Origin of the sequence: Streptomyces echinoruber, assembly GCF_014651135.1 — a bacterium.
GTDB classification, from domain to species: Bacteria; Actinomycetota; Actinomycetes; order Streptomycetales; family Streptomycetaceae; genus Streptomyces; species Streptomyces echinoruber.
The window spans coordinates 13,236-32,771 of sequence record NZ_BMWH01000004.1 but is presented as its reverse complement, the minus strand read 5'-3'; the positions used below and the strand labels follow the sequence as shown (position 1 = coordinate 32,771).

15 protein-coding genes and 1 pseudogene are annotated in these 19,536 nt (G+C 75.0%); 8 read left to right on the top strand and 8 right to left on the bottom strand.

The genetic code is table 11. The features are described 5' to 3' along the window. Positions 1 to 20 precede the first annotated feature (20 nt). Entirely contained in the window at positions 21 to 1,547 is a 1,527-nt protein-coding gene (locus tag IE225_RS07155) for an FAD-dependent monooxygenase (RefSeq protein ID WP_190056507.1), read from the top strand. 89 nt (positions 1,548 to 1,636) lie between these two features. Here IE225_RS07155 and IE225_RS07150 read toward each other — a convergent pair whose 3' ends face one another. Together IE225_RS07150 and pepN (IE225_RS07145) are read right to left on the bottom strand one after the other, a co-directional pair. Continuing rightward, complete coding sequence (locus IE225_RS07150) at positions 1,637 to 1,864, bottom strand: hypothetical protein (protein WP_373303141.1); 228 nt, start codon at positions 1,862 to 1,864, stop codon at positions 1,637 to 1,639. 342 nt (positions 1,865 to 2,206) lie between these two features. Further along, the gene (gene pepN / locus IE225_RS07145; protein ID WP_190056506.1) at positions 2,207 to 4,807 is read right to left on the bottom strand and encodes an aminopeptidase N; all 2,601 of its coding nucleotides are present in this window, start codon (positions 4,805 to 4,807) and stop codon (positions 2,207 to 2,209) included. Between the two features lie 151 nt (positions 4,808 to 4,958). On the opposite strand from pepN (IE225_RS07145), the gene IE225_RS07140 reads away from it, so the two are divergent. Both IE225_RS07140 and IE225_RS07135 read left to right on the top strand, forming a co-directional pair. Continuing rightward, complete coding sequence (locus tag IE225_RS07140) at positions 4,959 to 5,189, top strand: ribbon-helix-helix domain-containing protein (protein ID WP_190056505.1); 231 nt, start codon at positions 4,959 to 4,961, stop codon at positions 5,187 to 5,189. Beyond that, a pseudogene (locus tag IE225_RS07135) lies at positions 5,176 to 5,562 on the top strand (type II toxin-antitoxin system PemK/MazF family toxin). The gene IE225_RS07140 and the pseudogene IE225_RS07135 overlap by 14 nt, the downstream one beginning before the upstream one ends. A 59-nt stretch (positions 5,563 to 5,621) precedes the next feature. On the opposite strand, the gene IE225_RS07130 reads toward IE225_RS07135, so the two are convergent. Beyond that, positions 5,622 to 6,638: an aspartate-semialdehyde dehydrogenase gene (locus IE225_RS07130; protein WP_190056504.1), complete on the bottom strand. Its 1,017-nt coding sequence runs from the start codon at positions 6,636 to 6,638 to the stop codon at positions 5,622 to 5,624. Between the two features lie 517 nt (positions 6,639 to 7,155). On the opposite strand from IE225_RS07130, the gene IE225_RS07125 reads away from it, so the two are divergent. The 4 genes from IE225_RS07125 (at position 7,156) to IE225_RS07110 (ending at position 11,310) form a co-directional block, all read left to right on the top strand. Then, positions 7,156 to 7,635 carry an RNA polymerase sigma factor gene (locus IE225_RS07125; RefSeq protein WP_229879336.1) on the top strand — a complete coding sequence of 160 codons (480 nt, stop codon included), beginning with the start codon at positions 7,156 to 7,158 and terminating at the stop codon, positions 7,633 to 7,635. Between the two features lies 1 nt (position 7,636). After that, a complete protein-coding gene (locus IE225_RS07120) occupies positions 7,637 to 8,614 on the top strand; it encodes a hypothetical protein (protein ID WP_190056503.1) in 978 nt (325 codons plus the stop codon). 264 nt (positions 8,615 to 8,878) lie between these two features. Continuing rightward, positions 8,879 to 9,343, top strand: coding sequence for an NUDIX hydrolase (locus tag IE225_RS07115; protein ID WP_190056502.1), 465 nt, complete (start codon positions 8,879 to 8,881; stop codon positions 9,341 to 9,343). A 200-nt stretch (positions 9,344 to 9,543) separates the two neighbouring features. Next, positions 9,544 to 11,310: a TIGR03767 family metallophosphoesterase gene (locus IE225_RS07110; protein WP_190056501.1), complete on the top strand. Its 1,767-nt coding sequence runs from the start codon at positions 9,544 to 9,546 to the stop codon at positions 11,308 to 11,310. Between the two features lie 125 nt (positions 11,311 to 11,435). Here the strand turns inward: IE225_RS07110 and IE225_RS07105 are convergent, their stop codons facing one another. Continuing rightward, positions 11,436 to 12,524: a putative endonuclease domain-containing protein gene (locus IE225_RS07105; RefSeq protein ID WP_190056500.1), complete on the bottom strand. Its 1,089-nt coding sequence runs from the start codon at positions 12,522 to 12,524 to the stop codon at positions 11,436 to 11,438. Positions 12,525 to 12,969: 445 nt separating this feature from the next. Further along, a complete protein-coding gene (gene pepN, locus IE225_RS07100; RefSeq protein WP_190056499.1) occupies positions 12,970 to 15,564 on the bottom strand; it encodes an aminopeptidase N in 2,595 nt (864 codons plus the stop codon). Positions 15,565 to 15,779: 215 nt separating this feature from the next. Between pepN (IE225_RS07100) and IE225_RS07095 the strand changes: the two genes are divergently transcribed. Beyond that, positions 15,780 to 16,442 (top strand): mycothiol-dependent nitroreductase Rv2466c family protein, encoded by a 663-nt coding sequence (locus tag IE225_RS07095; protein ID WP_190056498.1) that lies wholly within the window; start codon positions 15,780 to 15,782, stop codon positions 16,440 to 16,442. A 34-nt stretch (positions 16,443 to 16,476) separates the two neighbouring features. Here the strand turns inward: IE225_RS07095 and IE225_RS07090 are convergent, their stop codons facing one another. The 3 genes from IE225_RS07090 to IE225_RS07080 form a co-directional block, all read right to left on the bottom strand. Further along, a complete protein-coding gene (locus tag IE225_RS07090; RefSeq protein WP_190056497.1) occupies positions 16,477 to 16,704 on the bottom strand; it encodes a hypothetical protein in 228 nt (75 codons plus the stop codon). A gap of 329 nt (positions 16,705 to 17,033) precedes the next feature. Beyond that, positions 17,034 to 18,455, bottom strand: coding sequence for an FGGY-family carbohydrate kinase (locus tag IE225_RS07085; protein WP_190056496.1), 1,422 nt, complete (start codon positions 18,453 to 18,455; stop codon positions 17,034 to 17,036). Between the two features lie 39 nt (positions 18,456 to 18,494). Next, positions 18,495 to 19,529 (bottom strand): 2-hydroxyacid dehydrogenase, encoded by a 1,035-nt coding sequence (locus tag IE225_RS07080; RefSeq protein ID WP_190056495.1) that lies wholly within the window; start codon positions 19,527 to 19,529, stop codon positions 18,495 to 18,497. Positions 19,530 to 19,536 lie beyond the last annotated feature (7 nt).

The window sequence follows — 19,536 nt, the reverse complement described above, 5'->3', positions numbered from 1 at the left end:
CGGCACTCAGGAGGCTCGTCATGAGCGGCACCACTGACCCCGGCAGCACCGCAGGCGACTACCGCACCGACAGCACCGCCCCCCTCACGCCTCCCGCGTCCCCCACCTCCCGTGTGATCGTCGTCGGCTCCGGCCCCACCGGCCTGCTCCTGGCCGGCGACCTCGCCACCGCCGGTGTCCCCGTGACCGTCCTGGAGAAGCGCCCCCACCACATCAGCAACCTCTCCCGCGCCTTCACCCTGCACGCCCGCACCCTCGAACAGCTCGACGCCCGGGGCCTGGCCGACGAACTGGAGGCGGTCGGCCGCCCCCTCGACCGGCTCCGCCTCTACGAGCGCCTCACCCTCGACCTGACCACCCTCCGCTCCCGCTTCCGTCACGTCCTCGTCCTGCCGCAGTACGAGGTGGAGAAGGTCCTGCGGCGGTGGGCGGCGAAGGCCGGCGCGGAGTTCCGGTACGAGAGCGAGGTCACCGGGCTGACCCAGGACGCGGACGGCGTGACCGTCGAGGTGCGCGCCGCGAGCGGCGCCACGGAGACACTGCGCGCCGCGTACGCCGTCGGCGCCGACGGCATGCGCAGCACCGTGCGCGACGCCGTCGGCCTGCCCTTCCCCGGCCGCTCGGTGATCCGCTCCGTGGTGCTGGCGGACGTGCGGCTGGCCGAGCCGCCCGGGACGCTGCTGACCGTCGACGCGACCGGAGACGCCTTCGCGTTCCTCGCCCCCTTCGGCGACGGCTACCACCGCGTCATCTGCTGGCACCGCCGTCGCGACGTTCCCGACCACACCCCCGTCGACCTGGCGGAGGTCAAGGAGATCACCCGGCTGGCGCTCGGCCGCGACTACGGCATGCACGACGCGCGCTGGACGTCGCGGTTCCACAGCGACGAGCGCCAGGCGCCCGCCTACCGCGTCGGCCGGGTCTTCCTCGCCGGGGACGCCGCGCACGTGCACAGCCCGGCCGGCGGCCAGGGCATGAACACCGGCCTGCAGGACGCGGCCAACCTCGGCTGGAAGCTGGCCGCCGTGCTCAAGGGCCACGCGGACGAGGCGCTCCTGGACACCTACCAGGCCGAGCGCCACCCCGTCGGCCGCTCGGTCCTGCGCAGCAGCGGCGCCATCGTCCGCCTGTCCATGGCCAAGCGCCCCTGGACCCTGGCGCTGCGCGCCGCGCTCGCCACCGCCCTGACCACGGTCGCCCCCGTCCGGCGCAGGGCCGTCGGCCAGATCACCGGCGTCGGTTACCGCTACCGCGCCCCGCGCGGCGCCCACCGCGCGGTCGGCCTGCGCGCCCCCGACCTCGCCCTGGCGGGCGGCACCCGCCTGTACGAGGCCCTGCGCGGCGGCCGTTTCGTCCTCGTCACCCCCAGGTCGCCGGACGCCCCCGGGGAGGGGGCCGGCCGCGCGGACCGGCTGGCGGTACGGCACTGGGCGAGCGACCGCCGTACGACCGTGCTGGTGCGCCCCGACGGTTACGTGGCCTGGGCGGCGGAGGACGCCGCCCCGGGGGCCGTCGAGGAGGCGCTGACCGCGCACGTGGGCCGCTGAGGAGACGCCGGTCGCGCGAACATGGGCGCCGTGGGCCGCTGAGGAGAGACGGCCGCGCAAACGTGGGCCGGGGCCGTCGGGCGCCCCGCTCACGCGCCGTCCGGGCCGCCCTCCGTCGCCAGCAGCAGTTCCCGCAGCAGATCGGCCGGCCGGCCGGCCTGTTCGGCGTCGAGCACGGACAGGACCGCGGTCTGCTCGGCGAGCCCGGCACCGACCGCCTCGTCGACCAGCCGCAGCCCCTCCTCGGCCCGCTCTCCCCGCTGACCGCCGCCGCGGTCGGCTGGGCCGCGCTCGGGCAGGCGCTCACGCCGCTGCAACTGGCGGGCATGGCCCTGGCGTTCGCCGCGACGGTGGCGGGCCGGCTGCCGTCGCGGCCCCCGTCCGTCGGCGGCCCGCCCACCGGCGGCCCGGACACCGGCCGCACGCCGGCACCGAACCGTACGGAGAACTCGGCCTCGCGGCGGCACCGGACCGCACGACGGCACCGGACCGTACGACAGCACAGAGCCGCACGACGGAAGGAGGGCGCCCGGTTCCGCACCGGGCGCCCTCCTCGCCGTAGACCGGGCGCCCTCCGCGCCGTAGGACCCGTAGGACCCGTGGGAGTCGTAGGAGCCGTAGGAGTCGTGGGAGCCGTAAGGCCGCGAGACCCGCCCCCGCTACGCCCCGGACCCGGCCGCGCCCGCCGCCGCGTCCGCCGCCTGCGCCCGCAGGGCGCGCTCGACGCCCGCGCGGGACTCCAGGACCAGGCGGCGCAGGGCCGGGCTGGGCTCGGCGGACTCCAGCCAGGCGTCGGTGCGGCGCAGCGTGTCCTCGTCGACCTGGATCGCCGGGTACAGGCCGACGGCGATCTGCTGGGCCATCTCGTGCGAGCGGGACTCCCAGATGTCCTTGACGACCTCGAAGTACCGCTCGGTGTACGGCGCGAGCAGGTCCCGCTGGTCGGTCTGGACGAAGCCGGAGATGACGGCCTCCTGCACGGCGTTGGGCAGCTTGTCGGACTCCACGACCGACGCCCACGCCTCCGCCTTGGCCTCGGGCGTCGGGCGGGCCGCCCGCGCGGTGGCCGCGTGCCGCTCACCGGCGGCGGTCTTGTCCCGCTCGTACTCGGCGGCGATCTCCGCCTCGCCGAACCGGCCCATGGCCGCCAGCCGCTGCACGAACGCCCAGCGCAGCTCGGTGTCCACCACCAGGCCCTCGATGCTCTGCGACCCGTCCAGCAGCCCCTGGAGCAGATCCAGCTGCTCCGGGGTGCGGGCCGTCGCCGCGAACGCCCGCGCCCACGCGAGCTGGTGGTCGCCGCCCGGCTCGGCGGCCCGCAGGTGGGCCAGCGTGGCCTCCGTCCACCGCGCGAGCAGCGCCTCGCGGGCGGCCGGGTCGGCGTACAGGTCGATCGCCAGCTTCACCTGGCGGTGCAGCGACTGCACGACACCGATGTCGGACTCCTTGCCGATGCCGGACAGCACCAGCGACAGGTAGGCGCGGGCCGGCATCTCCGCGTCCCGCGTCATGTCCCACGCCGACGCCCAGCACAGGGCGCGCGGCAGCGACTCCTCGAAGTCGCCCAGGTGCTCGGTGACCACCGCGAGGGACTTCTCGTCCAGGCGGACCTTGGCGTACGACAGGTCGTCGTCGTTGAGCAGTACGACGTCCGGGCGGGTACGGCCGGTGAGCTGCGGCACGGCGGTCAGTTCGCCGTCGACGTCCAGCTCGATCCGGTCGGTGCGCACCAGCTTGCCGGAGGCGTCGTCGAGGTCGTACAGGCCGATCGCGATGCGGTGCGGCCGCAGCACCGGCTCGCCCTTGGCGCCGGCCGGCAGCGCCGGGGCCTCCTGGCGGATGGCGAAGGAGGTGATGACGCCCGTGCCGTCCTCCCGGTCGGTCTCGATCTCGGGGCGCAGGACGTTGATGCCCGCCGTCTCCAGCCACTTGCGCGACCAGGTCCGCAGGTCGCGGCCGGAGGTCTCCTCCAGGGCGGTCAGCAGGTCGGACAGGCGGGTGTTGCCGTAGGCGTGGCGCTTGAAGTACGCCTGCACGCCGCGGAAGAACGCGTCCTCGCCGACGTAGGAGACGAGCTGCTTGAGGACGCTGGCGCCCTTGGCGTAGGTGATGCCGTCGAAGTTGACGAGCACGTCGTCCAGGTCGCGGATGTCCGCCATGATCGGGTGGGTGGAGGGCAGCTGGTCCTGCCGGTAGGCCCAGGTCTTCATCGAGTTGGCGAACGTGGTCCACGAGTGCGGCCACCTCGAGCCGGGCGCGGCGGCCTGGCAGGCGATGGAGGTGTATGTGGCGAACGACTCGTTCAGCCACAGGTCGTTCCACCACTCCATGGTGACCAGGTCGCCGAACCACATGTGGGCCAGCTCGTGCAGGATGGTCTCCGCGCGCACCTCGTACGCCGCGTCGGTCACCTTGGACCGGAAGACGTACTGGTCGCGGATGGTGACCGCGCCCGCGTTCTCCATCGCGCCCGCGTTGAACTCCGGCACGAACAGCTGGTCGTACTTCTTGAACGGGTACGGGTAGTCGAACTTCTCCTGGAACCAGTCGAAGCCCTGCCGGGTCACCTCGAAGATCGCGTCGGAGTCGAGGTGCTCGGCGAGCGAGGGGCGGCAGTAGATGCCGAGCGGCACGCTCTGCCCGTCCTTCTCGTACACGCTGTGCACGGAGTGGTACGGGCCGGCGATGAGGGCCGTGACGTACGTCGAGATCCGCGGGGTGGGCTCGAAGACCCAGACGTTGTCCTGCGGCTCCGGTGTGGGGGAGTTGGAGACGACCGTCCACCCCTGCGGCGCCTTCACGGTGAACTGGAAGGTGGCCTTCAGGTCCGGCTGCTCGAACGAGGCGAAGACGCGGCGGGCGTCCGGCACCTCGAACTGGGTGTACAGGTACACCTGGTCGTCGACCGGGTCGACGAAGCGGTGCAGGCCCTCGCCGGTGTTGGTGTACGCGCAGTCGGCGACGACCCGCAGGACGTTGCGGCCCTCCAGCAGCCCCGGAAGGGCGATCCGGGAGTCCCGGAAGACCTCGGCCGGATCCAGCTCGTCGCCGTTGAGCCGCACCTCGTGCACCGTCGGCGCCACCAGGTCGATGAAGCTCTCGGCCCCCTTCTCGGCCACGTCGAAGCGCACCGTGGTCACGGACCGGTAGGTACCGCCCTCCTGCGCGCCGGAGAGGTCGAGTTCGATCTCGTACGAGTCAACGGTGAGCAGCTTGGCCCGCTGCTGCGCCTCTTCGCGAGTCAGGTTTGTGCCAGGCACGCGGTCATCTCCTCGTGATGTGTCGGTCGCGCCATCCTTCCACGGGACGTCTCCGCCGGACGACGATCAGGGCCCTGCCGTGGGGATACCCCTGCATCGTGGCACGGCCGGCCGGTGGTAACCGTGGTCATACTCGAGCAGCATCGAAGGTGTGAAGATCAGCGTGAGCCTGCCGCAGGAGGACGTCGCCTTCGTGGACGAGTACGCCATGAGGACCGGCGCCGCATCCCGGTCCGCCGTGATACACGCCGCCGTCGGCCTTCTGCGGGCCGCCCGGCTGGAGCAGGAGTACACCGAGGCGTTCGCCGAGTGGGACACGAGTGAGGACGCCGCCCTGTGGGACCGGACGGCCGGTGACGGGATCGCCGATGAGGCGCGGTGACATCTGCCTGATCGACCTGGAGCCGGCCCGGGGCGGCGAGGCCGACGAGGCCGGGCCCGCGGTGATCGTGTCCAACGACGGTGCCCACAGGTCCGCAACAGGTCCGCGGAGCACCACGGCCGGGGTGTCGTGACCGGGGTGTCGTGACCGTGGTGCCGTGACCGTGGTGCCACTGACCTCGAACACCGCGCGGGTTCTCACGTTCCAGGTCTTCCTGAGCGCCGAGGAGAGCCGTCTTCCCAAGGACTCCAAGGCGCAGTGCGAGCAGGTCCGGGCCGTCGCCCCGGAGCGTGTGCTCCAGCGGGTCGGCAGGGTGCCCCGGCAGCGGATGACGGAGATCGACGCCGCCCTGAGACGGCACCTGGCGCTGTGAACGCGCGGACGCGGTGGGCGGTCACCGGCCCCGGTGGCCGCCCGCCGCGTCCCGGACGGCTACTTGTTCAGCTCCGCCGCCACCAGCTCCGCGATCTGGACGGCGTTGAGGGCCGCGCCCTTGCGGAGGTTGTCGTTGGAGATGAAGAGGGCCAGGCCGTGCTCGACGGTCTCGTCGCGGCGGATGCGGCCGACGAAGGAGGGGTCCTTGCCGGCGGCCTGGAGCGGGGTGGGGATGTCGGTCAGGGCGACGCCGGGCGCGCCGGCGAGGAGCTCGGTGGCGCGCTCCGGGGTGATCGGGCGGGCGAAGCGGGCGTTGACCTGGAGGGAGTGGCCGGTGAAGACGGGCACGCGCACGCAGGTGCCGGAGACCTTCAGCCCGGGGATCTCCAGGATCTTGCGGGACTCGTGCCGCAGCTTCTGCTCCTCGTCGGTCTCGTTGAGGCCGTCGTCGACGAGATTGCCGGCGAAGGGCAGCACGTTGAAGGCGATCGGGCGCTTGTAGACGGCCGGCTCGGGGAAGTCGACGGCCTCCCCGTCGTGGGTGAGCTTGTCGGCCTCGGCGACCACCTTCTGCGTCTGCCCGTGCAGCTCGGCCACGCCCGCCAGACCGGAACCGGACACCGCCTGGTAGGAGGCGACGACCAGCGCCTCCAGGCCGGCCTCCTCGTGCAGCGGCTTCAGCACCGGCATCGCGGCCATGGTGGTGCAGTTCGGGTTGGCGATGATGCCCTTGGGGCGCCGCGCCACGGCGTGCGGGTTCACCTCGGACACCACCAGCGGCACCTCGGGGTCGCGCCGCCAGGCGGAGGAGTTGTCGATCACGACGGCGCCCTGGGCGGCCACCTTCGGCGCAAGGGCCCTGGAGGTGGCGCCGCCCGCGGAGAACAGCACGATGTCCAGGCCGGAGTAGTCGGCGCTCGCCGCGTCCTCCACGGTCACGCCGTCCAGGACGCGCCCGGCCGAACGGGCGGAGGCGAACAGGCGCAGCTCGTCGACGGGGAAGTTCCGCTCCGTGAGGATCCTGCGCATGACCGTGCCGACCTGACCGGTGGCTCCGACGATTCCGACCCTCACGGCGACTCCCTCTGCGTTGGTGCTGGGTTGGTACTGCGTTGTGCTGCGTTGTTGTGCTGCGTACGTGCGTGTGTGCCTGGCGGCGGCCCGTCCATGATGCGTCCGACCCCGGCCCGGCTGTCCACTTCATTGGCCCGCCGGCTCGGGGAATGGGACGCCGGGGGGACGGGACACGGCCGCGGTCCTGCCGCCGCAGCCCCGAGGGAGCTGCAGAAATTCCCCCAAAAGGGGACCGACGCCGCAAGCCGTGCTGCCGCGCACCTGCCCCGGCGCCCTCCGGCCCATTCGGAGTGTCATGCGGAGTGTGACGTACGCCTCGCCGCCGCCGTGGCGCCGCGCCGAACGTTTCCGCCCGCCCCGGCGTCGTAGGGGAAACGCGGTGAGGGGGTGGCGTGTGCTGCGCGGAGGAGCGCGCCCCGGCCGGCGGGCGGACCGCCGCCGGGAGCACCGGGACGATGCGCCCGGGGCGGCCGGGGAGCGGCGGGGCGATGCAGCCGGGGAGCACCAGGGCGATCCGCTGGACACGGCCCTGGAACGCCGGGTGCGGGCGGTGCTCGCCCTGGGCGGGGTGCCGCAGGCGGACCTGCTGGACGGGGTGCAGCAGGTCCGCCTACGGCTGCTGGAGCGGGCCGCGAGCGGGCGGGAGGCGCCGCGCGACGTCGCGGCGTGGGCGGCGGTCGTGGCGTCGAACCTCGCCATGGACTGGCACCGGGCCCGCCGCCGCCAGGAACGGCTCGGGGAGCGCCTGTCCGCGCTGGGCCCGGTGGACCACCAGCCCTCCGGCGAGGACGGCCGGCTGCTCTCCCTGGCCGTCGCCCGCGGCCTGGACGCCCTGCCCGACGCGCAGCGGCAGGTGATCGTGCTGCGCTTCTACGCCGACCTGCCGGTGCGCGCCATCGCCGAGCAGCTCGGCGTCCCGGAGGGCACCGTCAAGAGCAGGCTGCACACGGCGGTCCGCGCGCTGCGCGACCGGCTGCACGAGGACGAGGTGGTGTGACGTGGCCGGGAACGGAACCGGTGCGGGGGACGCCCCCCGGGACGCGCTGATGGCCGCGATCACGGGCGAGCCGCTGCCGGAGGAGGCCCGCGCCGACCCCGCCGTCCTGGCCGAGTACCGGGCCGCCGCGGCCGACGTGGCCGTCCTGCGCGAGCAGCTCGCCCTCCTCGGCGACGCGCTCGCGCCACCCGCCCCCGCCGCCCCCGGGCCCGGGCCCGCCCCGGCGCCCGCGTCGCCCGCATCCGGGCCGGCCCCGGCGTCCGCGTCGCCCGCTTCCGGGTCGGCCCCGGTGTCCGCGTCGCCCGCCTCCGGGCCCGAGCCCGCCCCGGCGCCCGCGTCGCCCGCATCCGGACAGGCCCCGGCGTCCGCGTCGCCCGCCCCTGGGCCCGGGCTCGCCCCGGCGCCTGCGCTGCCCGCCCCCGGATCCGGGCCCGTCCCGGCGCCCGCACCCTCGCGTCCGCCCGTCCGTCCGCTGGTCCGCCCGCCCGCGCGCCGGCGCGTCCACCCCGGTGTGCGCGCCCTCGCCGTGGGCACCCTGGCCGCCGCCGCGGCCTGCGCGGTCGTGCTCGGCCTGGGCCGGCTCGCCGTCCGGGGCGGAGCGGACACGGCGGCCGGCGGCAGCGCGGACAAGGCGGCCTCCGCGGCCAAGGGGACCGGGCCGGAGCACTACCTGGCCTGCGCCCGCCTCGTCGCCGAGGGCACGGTCGCCGCCGTCGCCCCCGTCCCCGGCACCGACCGGGTCCGGGTCACCGTCCGGGTGACCCGCTCCTACCGGCCGGAGCGGAGCGGGCCCGAGGCCGAGGTCGTCCTCGGCCCGGACGCCGAGCCCCGGCCGCGCGGCGGGCAGCACGTCCTCGTCGGCGTCCCGCGCCGCGGCGCGCCGCTGTGGGCGGTCGGCGACGCGGCGGTGGCCCGCGAACGCGCCTGGATCACCCGCGCCCTGCCCGCCGCCCGCACTCTCGGCTGCCCCGACGGATGACCCGCACCTTCGATTGCCCCGGCGGATGCCCCGCACCCTCAACCGCCCCGGCGGATGAGGAGGAACGGGCGCCGGCGACCGGAGGGGCGGGCGCCGATGACTGGAGGGACGGGCGCCGGCGACCGAAGGGACGGGCGCCTGCGACCGAACGGACGGGCGCCGGCGGCGAAAGGGAGCGGGCGCCCGCTCCCGGACCCCCGTCCCTCACGCCGGCCGCCGCCGCAGTGCTCACCGCCCGGCCCGCCCGTGCCGTAACGTCGTGGCATGCGACGGACACTGAGGGTGGGCGCCTACGCGGTGTGCGTCCGCGAGGGGGAACTGCTGCTGGCCCGCTGGGTGGCGCGCGACGGCACCCGGCGCTGGACCCTGCCCGGCGGCGGCATGGAACACGGCGAGCACCCTCACGACACCGTGCTGCGCGAGGTCGAGGAGGAGACCGGGTACCTCGCCGAGGTCACCGGTCTCCTCGGCGTGGACGCCCACCGCCGCACGACGCGCCGCCGCCTGCGCCGTACGGTCGACCACCACGCCGTGCAGGTCCTCTACGAGGTCCGTCTCCTCGGCGGCGCTCTGCGCGCCGAGACCGGCGGCTCCACCGACCTCGCCGCCTGGCACCCCCTCGACGCGGTGCCCGCGCTGGCCCGCACCGGCATGGTCGACGCCGGGCTCGCCCTGTGGCGGCAGCGCCCGGACACCGGTCGGGTACCCCGCAAGATGAACACGGAGTGACCGTCTTCCTGCCGCCCGCCGAGCGGACGTGAACGCGCAGGGTAGGACAAGATCCACGTACGGTGATCGGCGCTGCGCGTTGCCGCCGCGTTCACGCGCAGGTCATCCCCGATGCCAAGCATCCGGAGCGAGCGGGATGCGCGGCAGGGGTCGCGCCCCGCGACCCCTGCCGACGCGTTCGCACTCCGGGAGGCCGCGCCATGTCGCGCATACACACCGTGACCGGCTCCGTGCCGGGGGTCCACCGCCGTTCCGTCCTCGCCGCCGCCGGAGCCGTGTCCCTCTCCGCGGGAGTCGGCTACGCCCTGCGCCCCACCGACGGCACGCCGGTGCCGCGGCAGCGCACCGCCGGCGACGGCGAAGCCCCCGCCGCCTCTTCCCGAAAGGCCCCTCCCGCCCCCCTCGCCCCCTACACCAAGGGCACCACGCTCGCCACCGTCGCCGCGCCGCGCACCTCCACCGGCTACCGGCGCCTCGGCGACGGCCCCGGCTGGAAGCGCGTCGTGCGCGGCGAACCGGCCGCGCCCGCCTCCCGCCGCGCCGACCGCCGCACCGTCCTGGCGGCCTTCGTGCAGTTCACCGACCTGCACCTGGCGGACGTGCAGCACCCGCTGCGCCTGGAGTACCTGCGCGCCCACGACGTCCGCGCCTGGCGGCCGCACGAGGCGCTCACCGTGCACGGCGCGATCTCGCTCGTGGAGCGGATCAACGCGCTGCGCGGCGCGCCCGCCACCGGCGCCCCGCTGCACTTCGTCATGACCACCGGCGACAACACGGACAACAACGCCCGGTCCGAGCTGGAATGGTTCATGAAGGTCATGAGCGGCGGCCGCATCACCCCCAACTCCGGCGACCCGCGCCACTACGAGGGCGTCCAGAACAGCGGCCTGAAGCTGTACTGGCAGGCCGACGCGAGCCTGCGCGACGCCGACAAGCAGCTCGGCTTCCCGCACCTGCACGGCTTCCTCGCCGCCGCGATCCGCGAGGTGCGCAGCCCCGGCCTCAACCTGCCCTGGTACTCCACCGTCGGCAACCACGACGCCCTGCCGCTCGGCTGCTACGGCTCCCACGGTGACCCCTACCTCGCCGAGGCCGCCATCGGCGGCCGGAAGCTGATGAGCGTCTCCGCCACCGAGGCCAAGAAGCTGCAGGACGCCATCAAGAACGCCAAGGACCCCGAGGGCGTGCGGTTCCACGACTTCCTCAAGGCCCACGCGCGCGCCGCGCGCCCCGTCACCCCGGACGAGAAGCGGGCGCCGTACACCCCGGCCGACTACCTCAAGGCCCACCTCGACCCGGCCCACGCCGGCCTCGGCCCGGTCGGCCACGGCTACTCCTCCGCCAACCTCGACGCCGGCACCCAGTACTACAGCTTCCGCATCGCCGACGATGTCATCGGCATCAGCCTCGACACCACCGACCCCGGCGGCCACTACGCGGGCTCCATCGGCACCGCCCAGCTCAAGTGGCTGGACCGGACGCTGCGCGACAACCGGGACTCCTACGCCGTCGTCTTCAGCCACCACACCAGCGAGACGATGACCAACACCCGCCCCGACCCGGCCCGCCCCGGCGAGCGCCGCCACCACGGCGCCGAGGTGATCGCCCTGCTCGGCAGCCACCCCAACGTCCTGGCCTGGGTCAACGGGCACATCCACCGGAACGTCATCACCCCCCGCTCCGCCCCCGACGGCCGCTCCTTCTGGGAGATCTCCACTGCCTCCCACGTCGACCACCCCCACCTCGCCCGCATCATCGAGATCGCCGACAACAAGGACGGCACCCTCTCCCTGTTCACCACCCTCGTGGAGTCCGCGGCCCCGCACCGCACCGACTTCGCCGACCTCACCCAGACCGGCCTCGCCGCCCTCTACCGCGAGCTGGCCTTCAACGCCCCCGGCGCCAACCGGGCCCTGGCGGGCGACCCGGAGGACCGCAACACCGAGCTGCTGCTGAAGAAGGGCTGACGCGACTGAAGAAGGGCCGACGCGACGCCACCCGCGCACGCGGGAGGGCCGCCGGCGCCCCGGCGGCCCTCCCGGGGATCCGGGGACGCCCCTTCCCCGGGGCTTCCCGGCGCCTTCCCGGGTCCCTACCGGGGCAGCACCACGACGTACGCGGCCGGGTCGCGGTCCGTCGCGGCCATCAGCGCCGTCCGCACGACGACGGCCTGCTGCTCCGGCGACTCGCGCAGCCCGCGGGGCGAGAGGCGCACGACGGTGACGCCCAGGCGCTCCAGGTGCTCCCGCCTGCGGGCGTACTCCGCTTCCAGGGCCTCGTCGTCGTGGCGGGAGACGCGGGTGTCCAGCTCGACGGCGACCGCGTGCTCGGGCCAGTAGGCGTCGGCACCGCCGAGGTGGGGGCCGCCGGGCAGGCGCAGGTCGACGTTCCACATCGGCTCGGGCAGGCCGTACTCGCGCACCATCCGGTACAGCCGCTCCTCGGCGATCGCGCGGCTCTCCGTGAGCAGCGCGCTCACCGCGTCCACCACGTGCGGTCGGGTCAGCAGCCGTGCCCGGGTCAACTCCCTCACCACCGCCGCCGGTTCGCAGTGACCGCCGCGCACCGCCTCGGTGAGCAGGCGGCCGACCACGACGGCGTCCGTCAGGTCGGCCACCGCGTCGGCCAGCGCCCGCGGCACCGGCGCCACCGGCACGAGGATGTTCTCCGCCCGATCGGAGCCGGGAGCCGGGGGGACGGCGACCTGCTCGGGGACCGGCAGGTCGGCGGTGCGCAGGACACGCGCGCAGCCCGTCGAGCGCAGCCGGCGCGGGCGCGGCACCAGCACGTCGATACGGTGCAGCGACGGCAGCGGCGGGGCCGAGCCGAAACCGTGCAGCGCGAGCGCCGCCGGCCCCGTGACCATCGCCTCCGCCGGCTTCGGGCGGGGCGCCTTGCGCGCCTCCGGCTGGGCCGGGATGCCCGGTGCCGGCCCGGCCGAAGGCGGCCGGCTCGCGTACAGCAGCACCGCGTGCACCCGTTCCTCGCCGGTCGGGGGCCCCGGGTGGAGCAGCACCACACCGGGCAGCAACTGCTGCCAGGGGCCGCCGGGACGGCACTGCGCGCTCGTCTCGGCGGCGGAGATCCCGTGCGCGCGCAACCGCGCGGCGGTCGTCAACCGGAGCCGGCCGTCGCAGAGGTGGCTCGACGGGTGGGGGGAGAGCGGGGTGTCGTGGTTCATGCCCGGGAGCCTGCCGCGCCCGCCCCGGCCCGTAACCGCTGTTACACGCTCGTCGACAATCCCGGACAACTCCGCTGTGCGGGACGGGTGTTCGGGTGCCGAAAGGGGCAGGTCCGGGCCGGGTCCCGGCCGGGTCACGGCTGCGATGTCCGTGATTTCGTAACGGTCACGGAACCCCCGAGCCCTGGTCAACGGTCAAGCGGCTGTTGACGACCGGGTCCGGTCCCCGGCGCCGGCCCGCCCCGTCACCCCCGCGTCCGCGTCGCGGGCCCGCCCTGTCGTCTTCGCGGACCCCGGCGCCCGCGTCATCCCCGCGCGCCCGCGTCGCACGCCTGCCCCGTCACCCCTGCGCGCCCGCGTCGCACGCCTGCCCCGTCACCCCTGCGCACCCGCGTCGCACGCCTGCCCCGTCATCCCCGCGCACCCGCGTCGCACGCCCGCCCCGTCACCCCCGCGCGCCCGCGTCGCACGCCTGCCCCCGCAGTGCCCGCGCCAGGTCGTCCCGGGCCTCCAGGACCAGGCGGCGCAGCGCCGGGGCCGCGTCCCGGTGCGACTCCAGCCAGGCGTCCGCCGCCGCCAGCGTCTCGGGCGTGGACTGCAGGGACGGGAACAGGCCCCGGACCACGTCCATGCCGATCTGGATGGACCGCTCGGCCCACACCCGCTCGATGGCCGCGAAGTACTTCTCCGTGTACGGCGCGAGCAGCTCCCGCTGCGCGGGCTGCGCGAAGCCCGCGATGGTCGCCTCCACCAGGGCGTTGGACAGCGCGTCGGACTCCACCACCTGCGCCCACGCCTGCGCCTTGACCTCGGGCAGCGGCCGGGCGGCCAGGCAGCGCACCTGGTGGCGCCGGCCGGAGGCGGTGTCGTCCCGGGCCAGCTCCTCGGCCAGCGCCTTCTCGTCCGCGACCCCGTGCGCGGCCAGCGGCTCCAGGAACACCCACCGCAGCTCCTGGTCGACGTCCAGGCCGTCCACCGACTCCGTGCCGTCCAGCAGGCCCCGCAGCAGCGCGAAGTCCTCCTCGCTCACGGCCGTGCGCGCGAAGAACCGCGCCCACGCGAGCTGGTGCTCGCTGCCCGGCGCCGCCGCCCGCAGCTCGCGCAGCGCGCCCTCGGCGAGCAGCCGCGCCCCCGTCTCGCGCCACTGGGGCGCCGCGTAGTGCACGAGCGCCGACTCGGCCCAGGCGTGCACCATCTGCAGCACGCCGATCTCCGACTCCCGCCCCGCGAACCGCAGCACCAGGTCCACGAAGTCCCGCGCGGGCAGCAGCGCGTCCCGGGTCAGGTTCCACACCGCCGACCAGCACAGGGCGCGGGCCAGCGGGTCGGTCAGGTCGCCCAGGCCCGCGCGCAGGGTCGCCAGGGACGTGTCGTCGAAGCGGGTCTTGCAGTACGTCAGGTCCTCGTCGTTGACCAGCACCAGCTCCGGCGCCTCGGCCCCGGCCAGTTCGGCCACCACCGTGCGCGCGCCCGCCACGTCCGTCTCGGCGCGCGCGTACCGCTCCAGCGCCCCGTCCCGCGTGCGCCGGTACAGGCCCACCGCGACCCGGTGCGGGCGCAGCTCGGGGTGCGCCTCGGGCGCCTCCTGCAGCACCGCCAGCTCCGCGACGCGGCCGTCCTCGCCCAGCAGCACCTGCGGGGTGAGGGAGTTGACCCCGGCGGTCTGCAGCCAGGCGCGCGCCCAGGCCGTCATGTCCCGGCCGCTGGTCTCCTCCAGCACCGACAGCAGGTCGCCCAGGCGCGTGTTGCCGTAGGCGTGGCGCTTGAAGTACCGGCGGGCGCCTTCCAGGAACGCCTCCTGCCCGGCGTAGGCCACCAGCTGCTTGAGCACCGAGGCGCCCTTGGCGTAGGTGATGCCGTCGAAGTTGAGCTTGGCGTCCTGCAGGTCGCGGATGTCGGCGGTGATCGGGTGCGTGGAGGGCAGCTGGTCGGCGCGGTAGGCCCACGCCTTGCGGCGGTTGGCGAAGGTGATCCAGCCGCCCGTGAAGCGGGTGGCGCCGACCAGCGCGAAGGCGCCCATGAAGTCGGCGAAGGACTCCTTCAGCCACAGGTCGTCCCACCACTCCATGGTGACCAGGTCGCCGAACCACATGTGCGCCATCTCGTGCAGGATCACGTTGGCCCGGCTCTCGTAGGAGGCCTGGGTCACCTTCCCGCGGAAGATGTACTCCTCGCGGAAGGTCACCAGGCCCGGGTTCTCCATCGCGCCCAGGTTGTACTCGGGCACGAACGCCTGGTCGTACTTGCCGAACGGGTACGGGTAGTCGAAGCGGTCGTGGAAGAAGTCCAGGCCCTGCTTGGTGATCAGGAAGACGTCCTCGGCGTCGAAGTGCGGCGCCAGCCCCTTGCGGCACAGCGCGCCGAGCGGGATGCGCAGCCGGGTGCCGTCGGGCAGCTCGCGCTCGTAGGTGTCGGTCACGTAGTGGTACGGGCCGGCGACCACGCACGTGATGTACGTCGAGATCGGCTTGGTCTCCGCGAACCGCCACACCCCGTCGTGCAGTTCGCCGGTGCCGTTGCTCCACACCGTCCAGCCCTCCGGCGCCCGCACCTCGAAACGGAACGGCGCCTTCAGATCGGGCTGCTCGAAGGTGGCGAAGACACGGCGGGCGTCGGCCGGCTCGTACTGCGTGTAGAGGTAGACCTCGCCGTCCTGCGGGTCGACGAAGCGGTGCAGGCCCTCACCGGTGCGGGAGTAGGCGCACTGCGCGTCCACCACCAGCTCGTTCTCGGCGGCCAGGTCCTCGAGCTGGATGCGGGAGCCGTCGAACACCTCGCCCGGGTCCAGGTCGCGGCCGTTGAGGGAGACCGCGGTGACGCGCGGCGCGATCAGGTCGGCGAAGGTCCCGGCGCCCGGCTCGGCGCAGCGGAAGCGGATCGTGGTCACCGAGCGGAACGTGCGCGGGCCGGCCCCGGCGTCCTCACCCCCGGGCGAGTCGCCCACCGCGGACCGCACGTCGAGGAACACCTCGTAGCCGTCGACGGACAGCAGGGCGGCCCGCTCCCGGGCCTCGTCGCGGGACAGGTTCTCACCGGGCACGGGCAGACTCCCTCGGGCGTCACGAGTACGGCTGAACAGCACCGATCCTGCCACGAGCCCCCGATGCGGCACAGCGGGGAATCACCGCACCATTCCCCGCGGGAATCACCGTGGGAATCACCGCGGGAATCACCGCGGGGAATGGTGCGGCGACCGGGTGTGTTGCCGTCGAGGGAAAGTTTTCAGCCGCCGTTCCGCACCCTTGAGGGAGAACCATGTCCGAGAGCGCGTCCGCCTCCGCCAAGACCCCCGTCGACTTCTGGTTCGACCCGCTGTGCCCGTGGGCGTGGATGACGTCCCGGTGGGTGCTCGAGGTGGAGAAGCTCCGCGACATCGAGGTCCGCTGGCACGTGATGAGCCTGGCGGTGCTCAACGAGAACAAGCTGGACGAGCTGCCCGCGGAGTACCGGGAGATGCTCGCCACCAAGGCCTGGCAGCCGGTGCGCGTGGTCACCGCGGCCTGGCGGAAGCACGGCGACGACGTCCTCGGCCCGCTGTACACCGCGCTCGGCACCCGCATCCACAACAACGGCGAGGGCCCCACCCTGGAGGCCATCGCCGGCGCCCTCGCCGACGTCGGCCTGCCCGCCGGCCTCATCGACTACGCCGAGCAGGAGGACTTCGAGTTCGAGGCCGAGCTGCGCGCCTCCCACAAGGAGGGCATCGACAAGGTCGGCCAGGACGTGGGCACCCCCGTCATCGCCGTCCCCGGCCCCGACGGGCAGGAGGTCGCCTTCTTCGGCCCGGTCGTCACCCCCGCCCCCAAGGGCGAGGAGGCCGCCCGCCTGTGGGACGGCACCCTCGCGGTGGCGTCGGTGCCGGGCTTCTACGAGATCAAGAGGACCCGCGTCAAGGGGCCGGACTTCAGCAACCTGTGAGACGCGCGGGCGGCACCCGCCGGCGGGGGCGCCGTCAGAACTCCGGCGGCAGGTAGGCGCCGACGCGCCAGTTGGTCTTCTTCTGCACCCGGCGGCAGCCGTCGCCCTGGCAGCGGTGGTACGCCGTCGGGGCGAAGAACGCGTCCCCCAGCACCGGGCGCAGGGCCGCCTCGGCCGCGGCGATCTCCGCCTCGCCCCGCAGGTCCCGGAAGTCCTGCAACGTGTCGTGGCAGGTGGGACTCGGACACCGTACGTGCGCCATGAGCGCCTCCTCGTGGACGGACCGCGTGGACGGACCGCGTGGACGGACCGCGTGGACGGACCGCGTGGACGGACCGCGTGGACGGACCGCGTGGACGGACCGCGGTGGCCGCGCGGGCCGCGCCGCGACCCGGCCGGTGCGGGCGCCGGCGGTGTGGGAACAGCGTAGGCGCCGGCGGCGTGGTGGGCAGCGTGGGCACCGGCGGCGTGGTGGGCAGCGTGGGCACCGGCGGTGTGTGGGCAGCGTAGGCGCCGGCGGTGGGCGGGCGGCAGCCCGGAATCGGTCCCGCCGCGTCGCCCGCCGGGGACCCGCCCGCGCCCGCCCGCGGTTCACCCCCGCACCCGCTCCCGCGCCTCCCCCAGCCGCCGCAGGTGTTCCTCGTGTTCCCCGGCGTAGTACGCCGCCCGCGCCGGGTCCGGCTCGACGATCGCCGCCGGCCGGGTCCAGGCGGCCGCGTCGAGGTCCACGCCGTGCCGGCCGGCCGCCGCCAGGACCGCGCCGCGCGCGCCGACCTCGCCCTCGACGATGCGCAGCGGGCGGCCGAGGACGTCGGCGAGCAGGCGCATCCAGGCGGGGCTGCGGGTGCCGCCGCCGCACACCGCGAGGGAGCCGGTCAGGCCCGCGGCCCGCAGGCAGTGCCGGGCGGCGTGGCCGATGCCCTCGCAGGTGGCGCGGACCAGGTCGGCGGGGGTCGTCTCCAGGGACACGCCGGTCAGCTCGGCGCGCAGCCGCGGCTCCACGAACGGGGCGCGCTCCCCGGAGGACGCGAAGTACGGCAGGACGCGCACCCCGTGCGCGCCGGGCGGCGTTTGGGCCAGCAGCCCGTCGACGTCCGCGAGGGGCACGCCCGTCGTTTTGAGCACCCAGTCCAGCGCGGCCGTGCCGACCATCGCGGGCATGGCGCGCAGCCAGTGGCCGGGGCGGTCGGTGGAGATGTACAGCCCGGCCGGCTCCCCGGTGAGGTCCAGCTCGGTGGTGGCGACCAGGCTCGCCAGGCAGGTGCCGACGATCAGCAGCCCGTCGCCGGGCGCGGTGACCCCGGCGCCCAGCGCGCAGGCGGGCAGGTCGTAGGGGCCGTCGGCGATCGGCGTCCCGGCGGGCAGGCCCTCGCCGCGGGTCTTCGCCACCGCCGCCGGGTCGCTGACCGGCGGCAGCAGGCGGCGGCGGTGGGTGAGGCCGAGGAGCTCCACGACCCGGTTGTCGTACGTGCGGGTGCGCGGGTCGAGGAACGGCATCGACGCGTCCGACACGTCCGTCGCCCGCACCCCCGTCAGCCGCTGGAACACCATGTCCTTGCAGTACAGGGCACTCGCCGCGGCGTCGAGCGCGGCCGGCTCGTGCCGGTCGAGCCAGGCCAGCAGCGGCCCCGGGCAGCCGGGGAACAGGGCGCTGCCGGTGCGCCGGAACACCGCCTCGAAGGTGCCGTCCGCCAGCCACTGGCCGACCAGCGCGTGCGCCCGGCCGTCCATCCAGGACAGCGCCCGCCGCACCGGCCGCCCGGCCGCGTCGACCAGCCACACCCCGTCGCCCTGCCCGGTCAGCCCGGCCAGCTCCACCGGCTCCGGCACGCGCGCGGTGAGCGCGTCGAGCACGGCGACGACCGCGCCGTACACCTCGTCCATGTCCTGCTCGGCCCGCCCGCCGTCCAGGGCGAGGCCCACCGGGCGGGCCTCGACGGCGAGCTGCCGCCCGCCGACGTCGAACGCGGCGGCCTTCACCACGGACGTGCCCACATCGATCCCGACGTACATGCGGCTCCTCCGGCTCGGGGCCCGTCCCGGGCCCGGGGCTCAGGTCAGGCAGTGCGCGAGCGGCTCGCCGCGCACCCAGCGGCCCACCTCCTCGGCCGCGATACGGGCCGCCTTCTCGGCGACCGCGCGGCTGGCGCCGCCCAGGTGCGGGGTGAGGACCAGCCGGTCGGCGTGGGCGAACAGCGGCGAGTCGGGCGGCGGCGGCTCGTGCGCGTAGGTGTCGAGCGCGGCCCCCGCCAGGTGCCCGCTTCCCAGCGCGGCGCACAGCGCGGCCTCGTCCACCAGCGCTCCGCGCGCCGCGTTCACCAGCACCGCGCCCTGCGGCAGCAGCGCCAGCTCGCGCGCCCCGATCAGGCCCCGGGTCTGCGCGGTCAGCCGGGCGTGCAGGGTGACGACGCGGGAGCGGCGCAGCAGCTCGTCGAGCGAGCCCAGGCGCAGTCCGTGCACCTCGCCGCGCACGTACGGGTCGTACACCATCACCTGCGCCCCGAACGCGCACAGCACCCGCGCCACCCGGCTGCCGACCGCGCCGTGGCCGACCAGTCCGACGGGCAGGTCCTCCAGCTCCACTCCGCTGTGCTCGTAGGTGTAGTACGCGGCGCCCTCCCAGCCGCGCCGCCGGGCGAGGAGCTCGTGGGCCTGGGGGATGCGGCGCAGCACGGCCAGCATCAGGCCGAGGGTGAACTCGGCGGTGGCGGCGGCGTTGCGGCCGGGCGCGTAGCAGACGCGGACGTCGCGCCGCTTGGCGGCGTCGAGGTTGACGTTGACCGGGCCGCCCCGGCAGACGACGACGAGCTTCAGGCCGGGGCAGGCGTCCAGGACACGTTCGGTGACCGGGCCCATCTGGGTGACCAGCACCTGCGCCCCCGCCAGTGCCTCGATCAGTTCGTCCTCGGCGTCGCTCGCCTCCGCCACCTCGGCGACCGGGCCGAACGGCTCCAGCGGCCAGCCGAGCATCACCTCGCGGGTTTCGTGGGGGCGTTCGTCGGAGAGTTCCTTGCCGACCGCCTGCGCGATCAGGCCCGGCAGGACGAAGTGGTCGCCGGCGGCCACCACCCGCACGGGTTCGCTCATGGGCACC

Coding starts and splice junctions, on each gene's coding strand:
- IE225_RS07155 (WP_190056507.1), top strand. CDS start 21: ATGAGCGGCACCACTGACCCCGGCAGCACCGCAGGCGACTACCGCACC.
- IE225_RS07095 (WP_190056498.1), top strand. CDS start 15,780: ATGTCCGAGAGCGCGTCCGCCTCCGCCAAGACCCCCGTCGACTTCTGG.
- IE225_RS07105 (WP_190056500.1), bottom strand. CDS start 12,524: ATGAACCACGACACCCCGCTCTCCCCCCACCCGTCGAGCCACCTCTGC.
- IE225_RS07090 (WP_190056497.1), bottom strand. CDS start 16,704: ATGGCGCACGTACGGTGTCCGAGTCCCACCTGCCACGACACGTTGCAG.
- IE225_RS07110 (WP_190056501.1), top strand. CDS start 9,544: ATGTCGCGCATACACACCGTGACCGGCTCCGTGCCGGGGGTCCACCGC.
- IE225_RS07115 (WP_190056502.1), top strand. CDS start 8,879: ATGCGACGGACACTGAGGGTGGGCGCCTACGCGGTGTGCGTCCGCGAG.
- IE225_RS07080 (WP_190056495.1), bottom strand. CDS start 19,529: ATGAGCGAACCCGTGCGGGTGGTGGCCGCCGGCGACCACTTCGTCCTG.
- IE225_RS07085 (WP_190056496.1), bottom strand. CDS start 18,455: ATGTACGTCGGGATCGATGTGGGCACGTCCGTGGTGAAGGCCGCCGCG.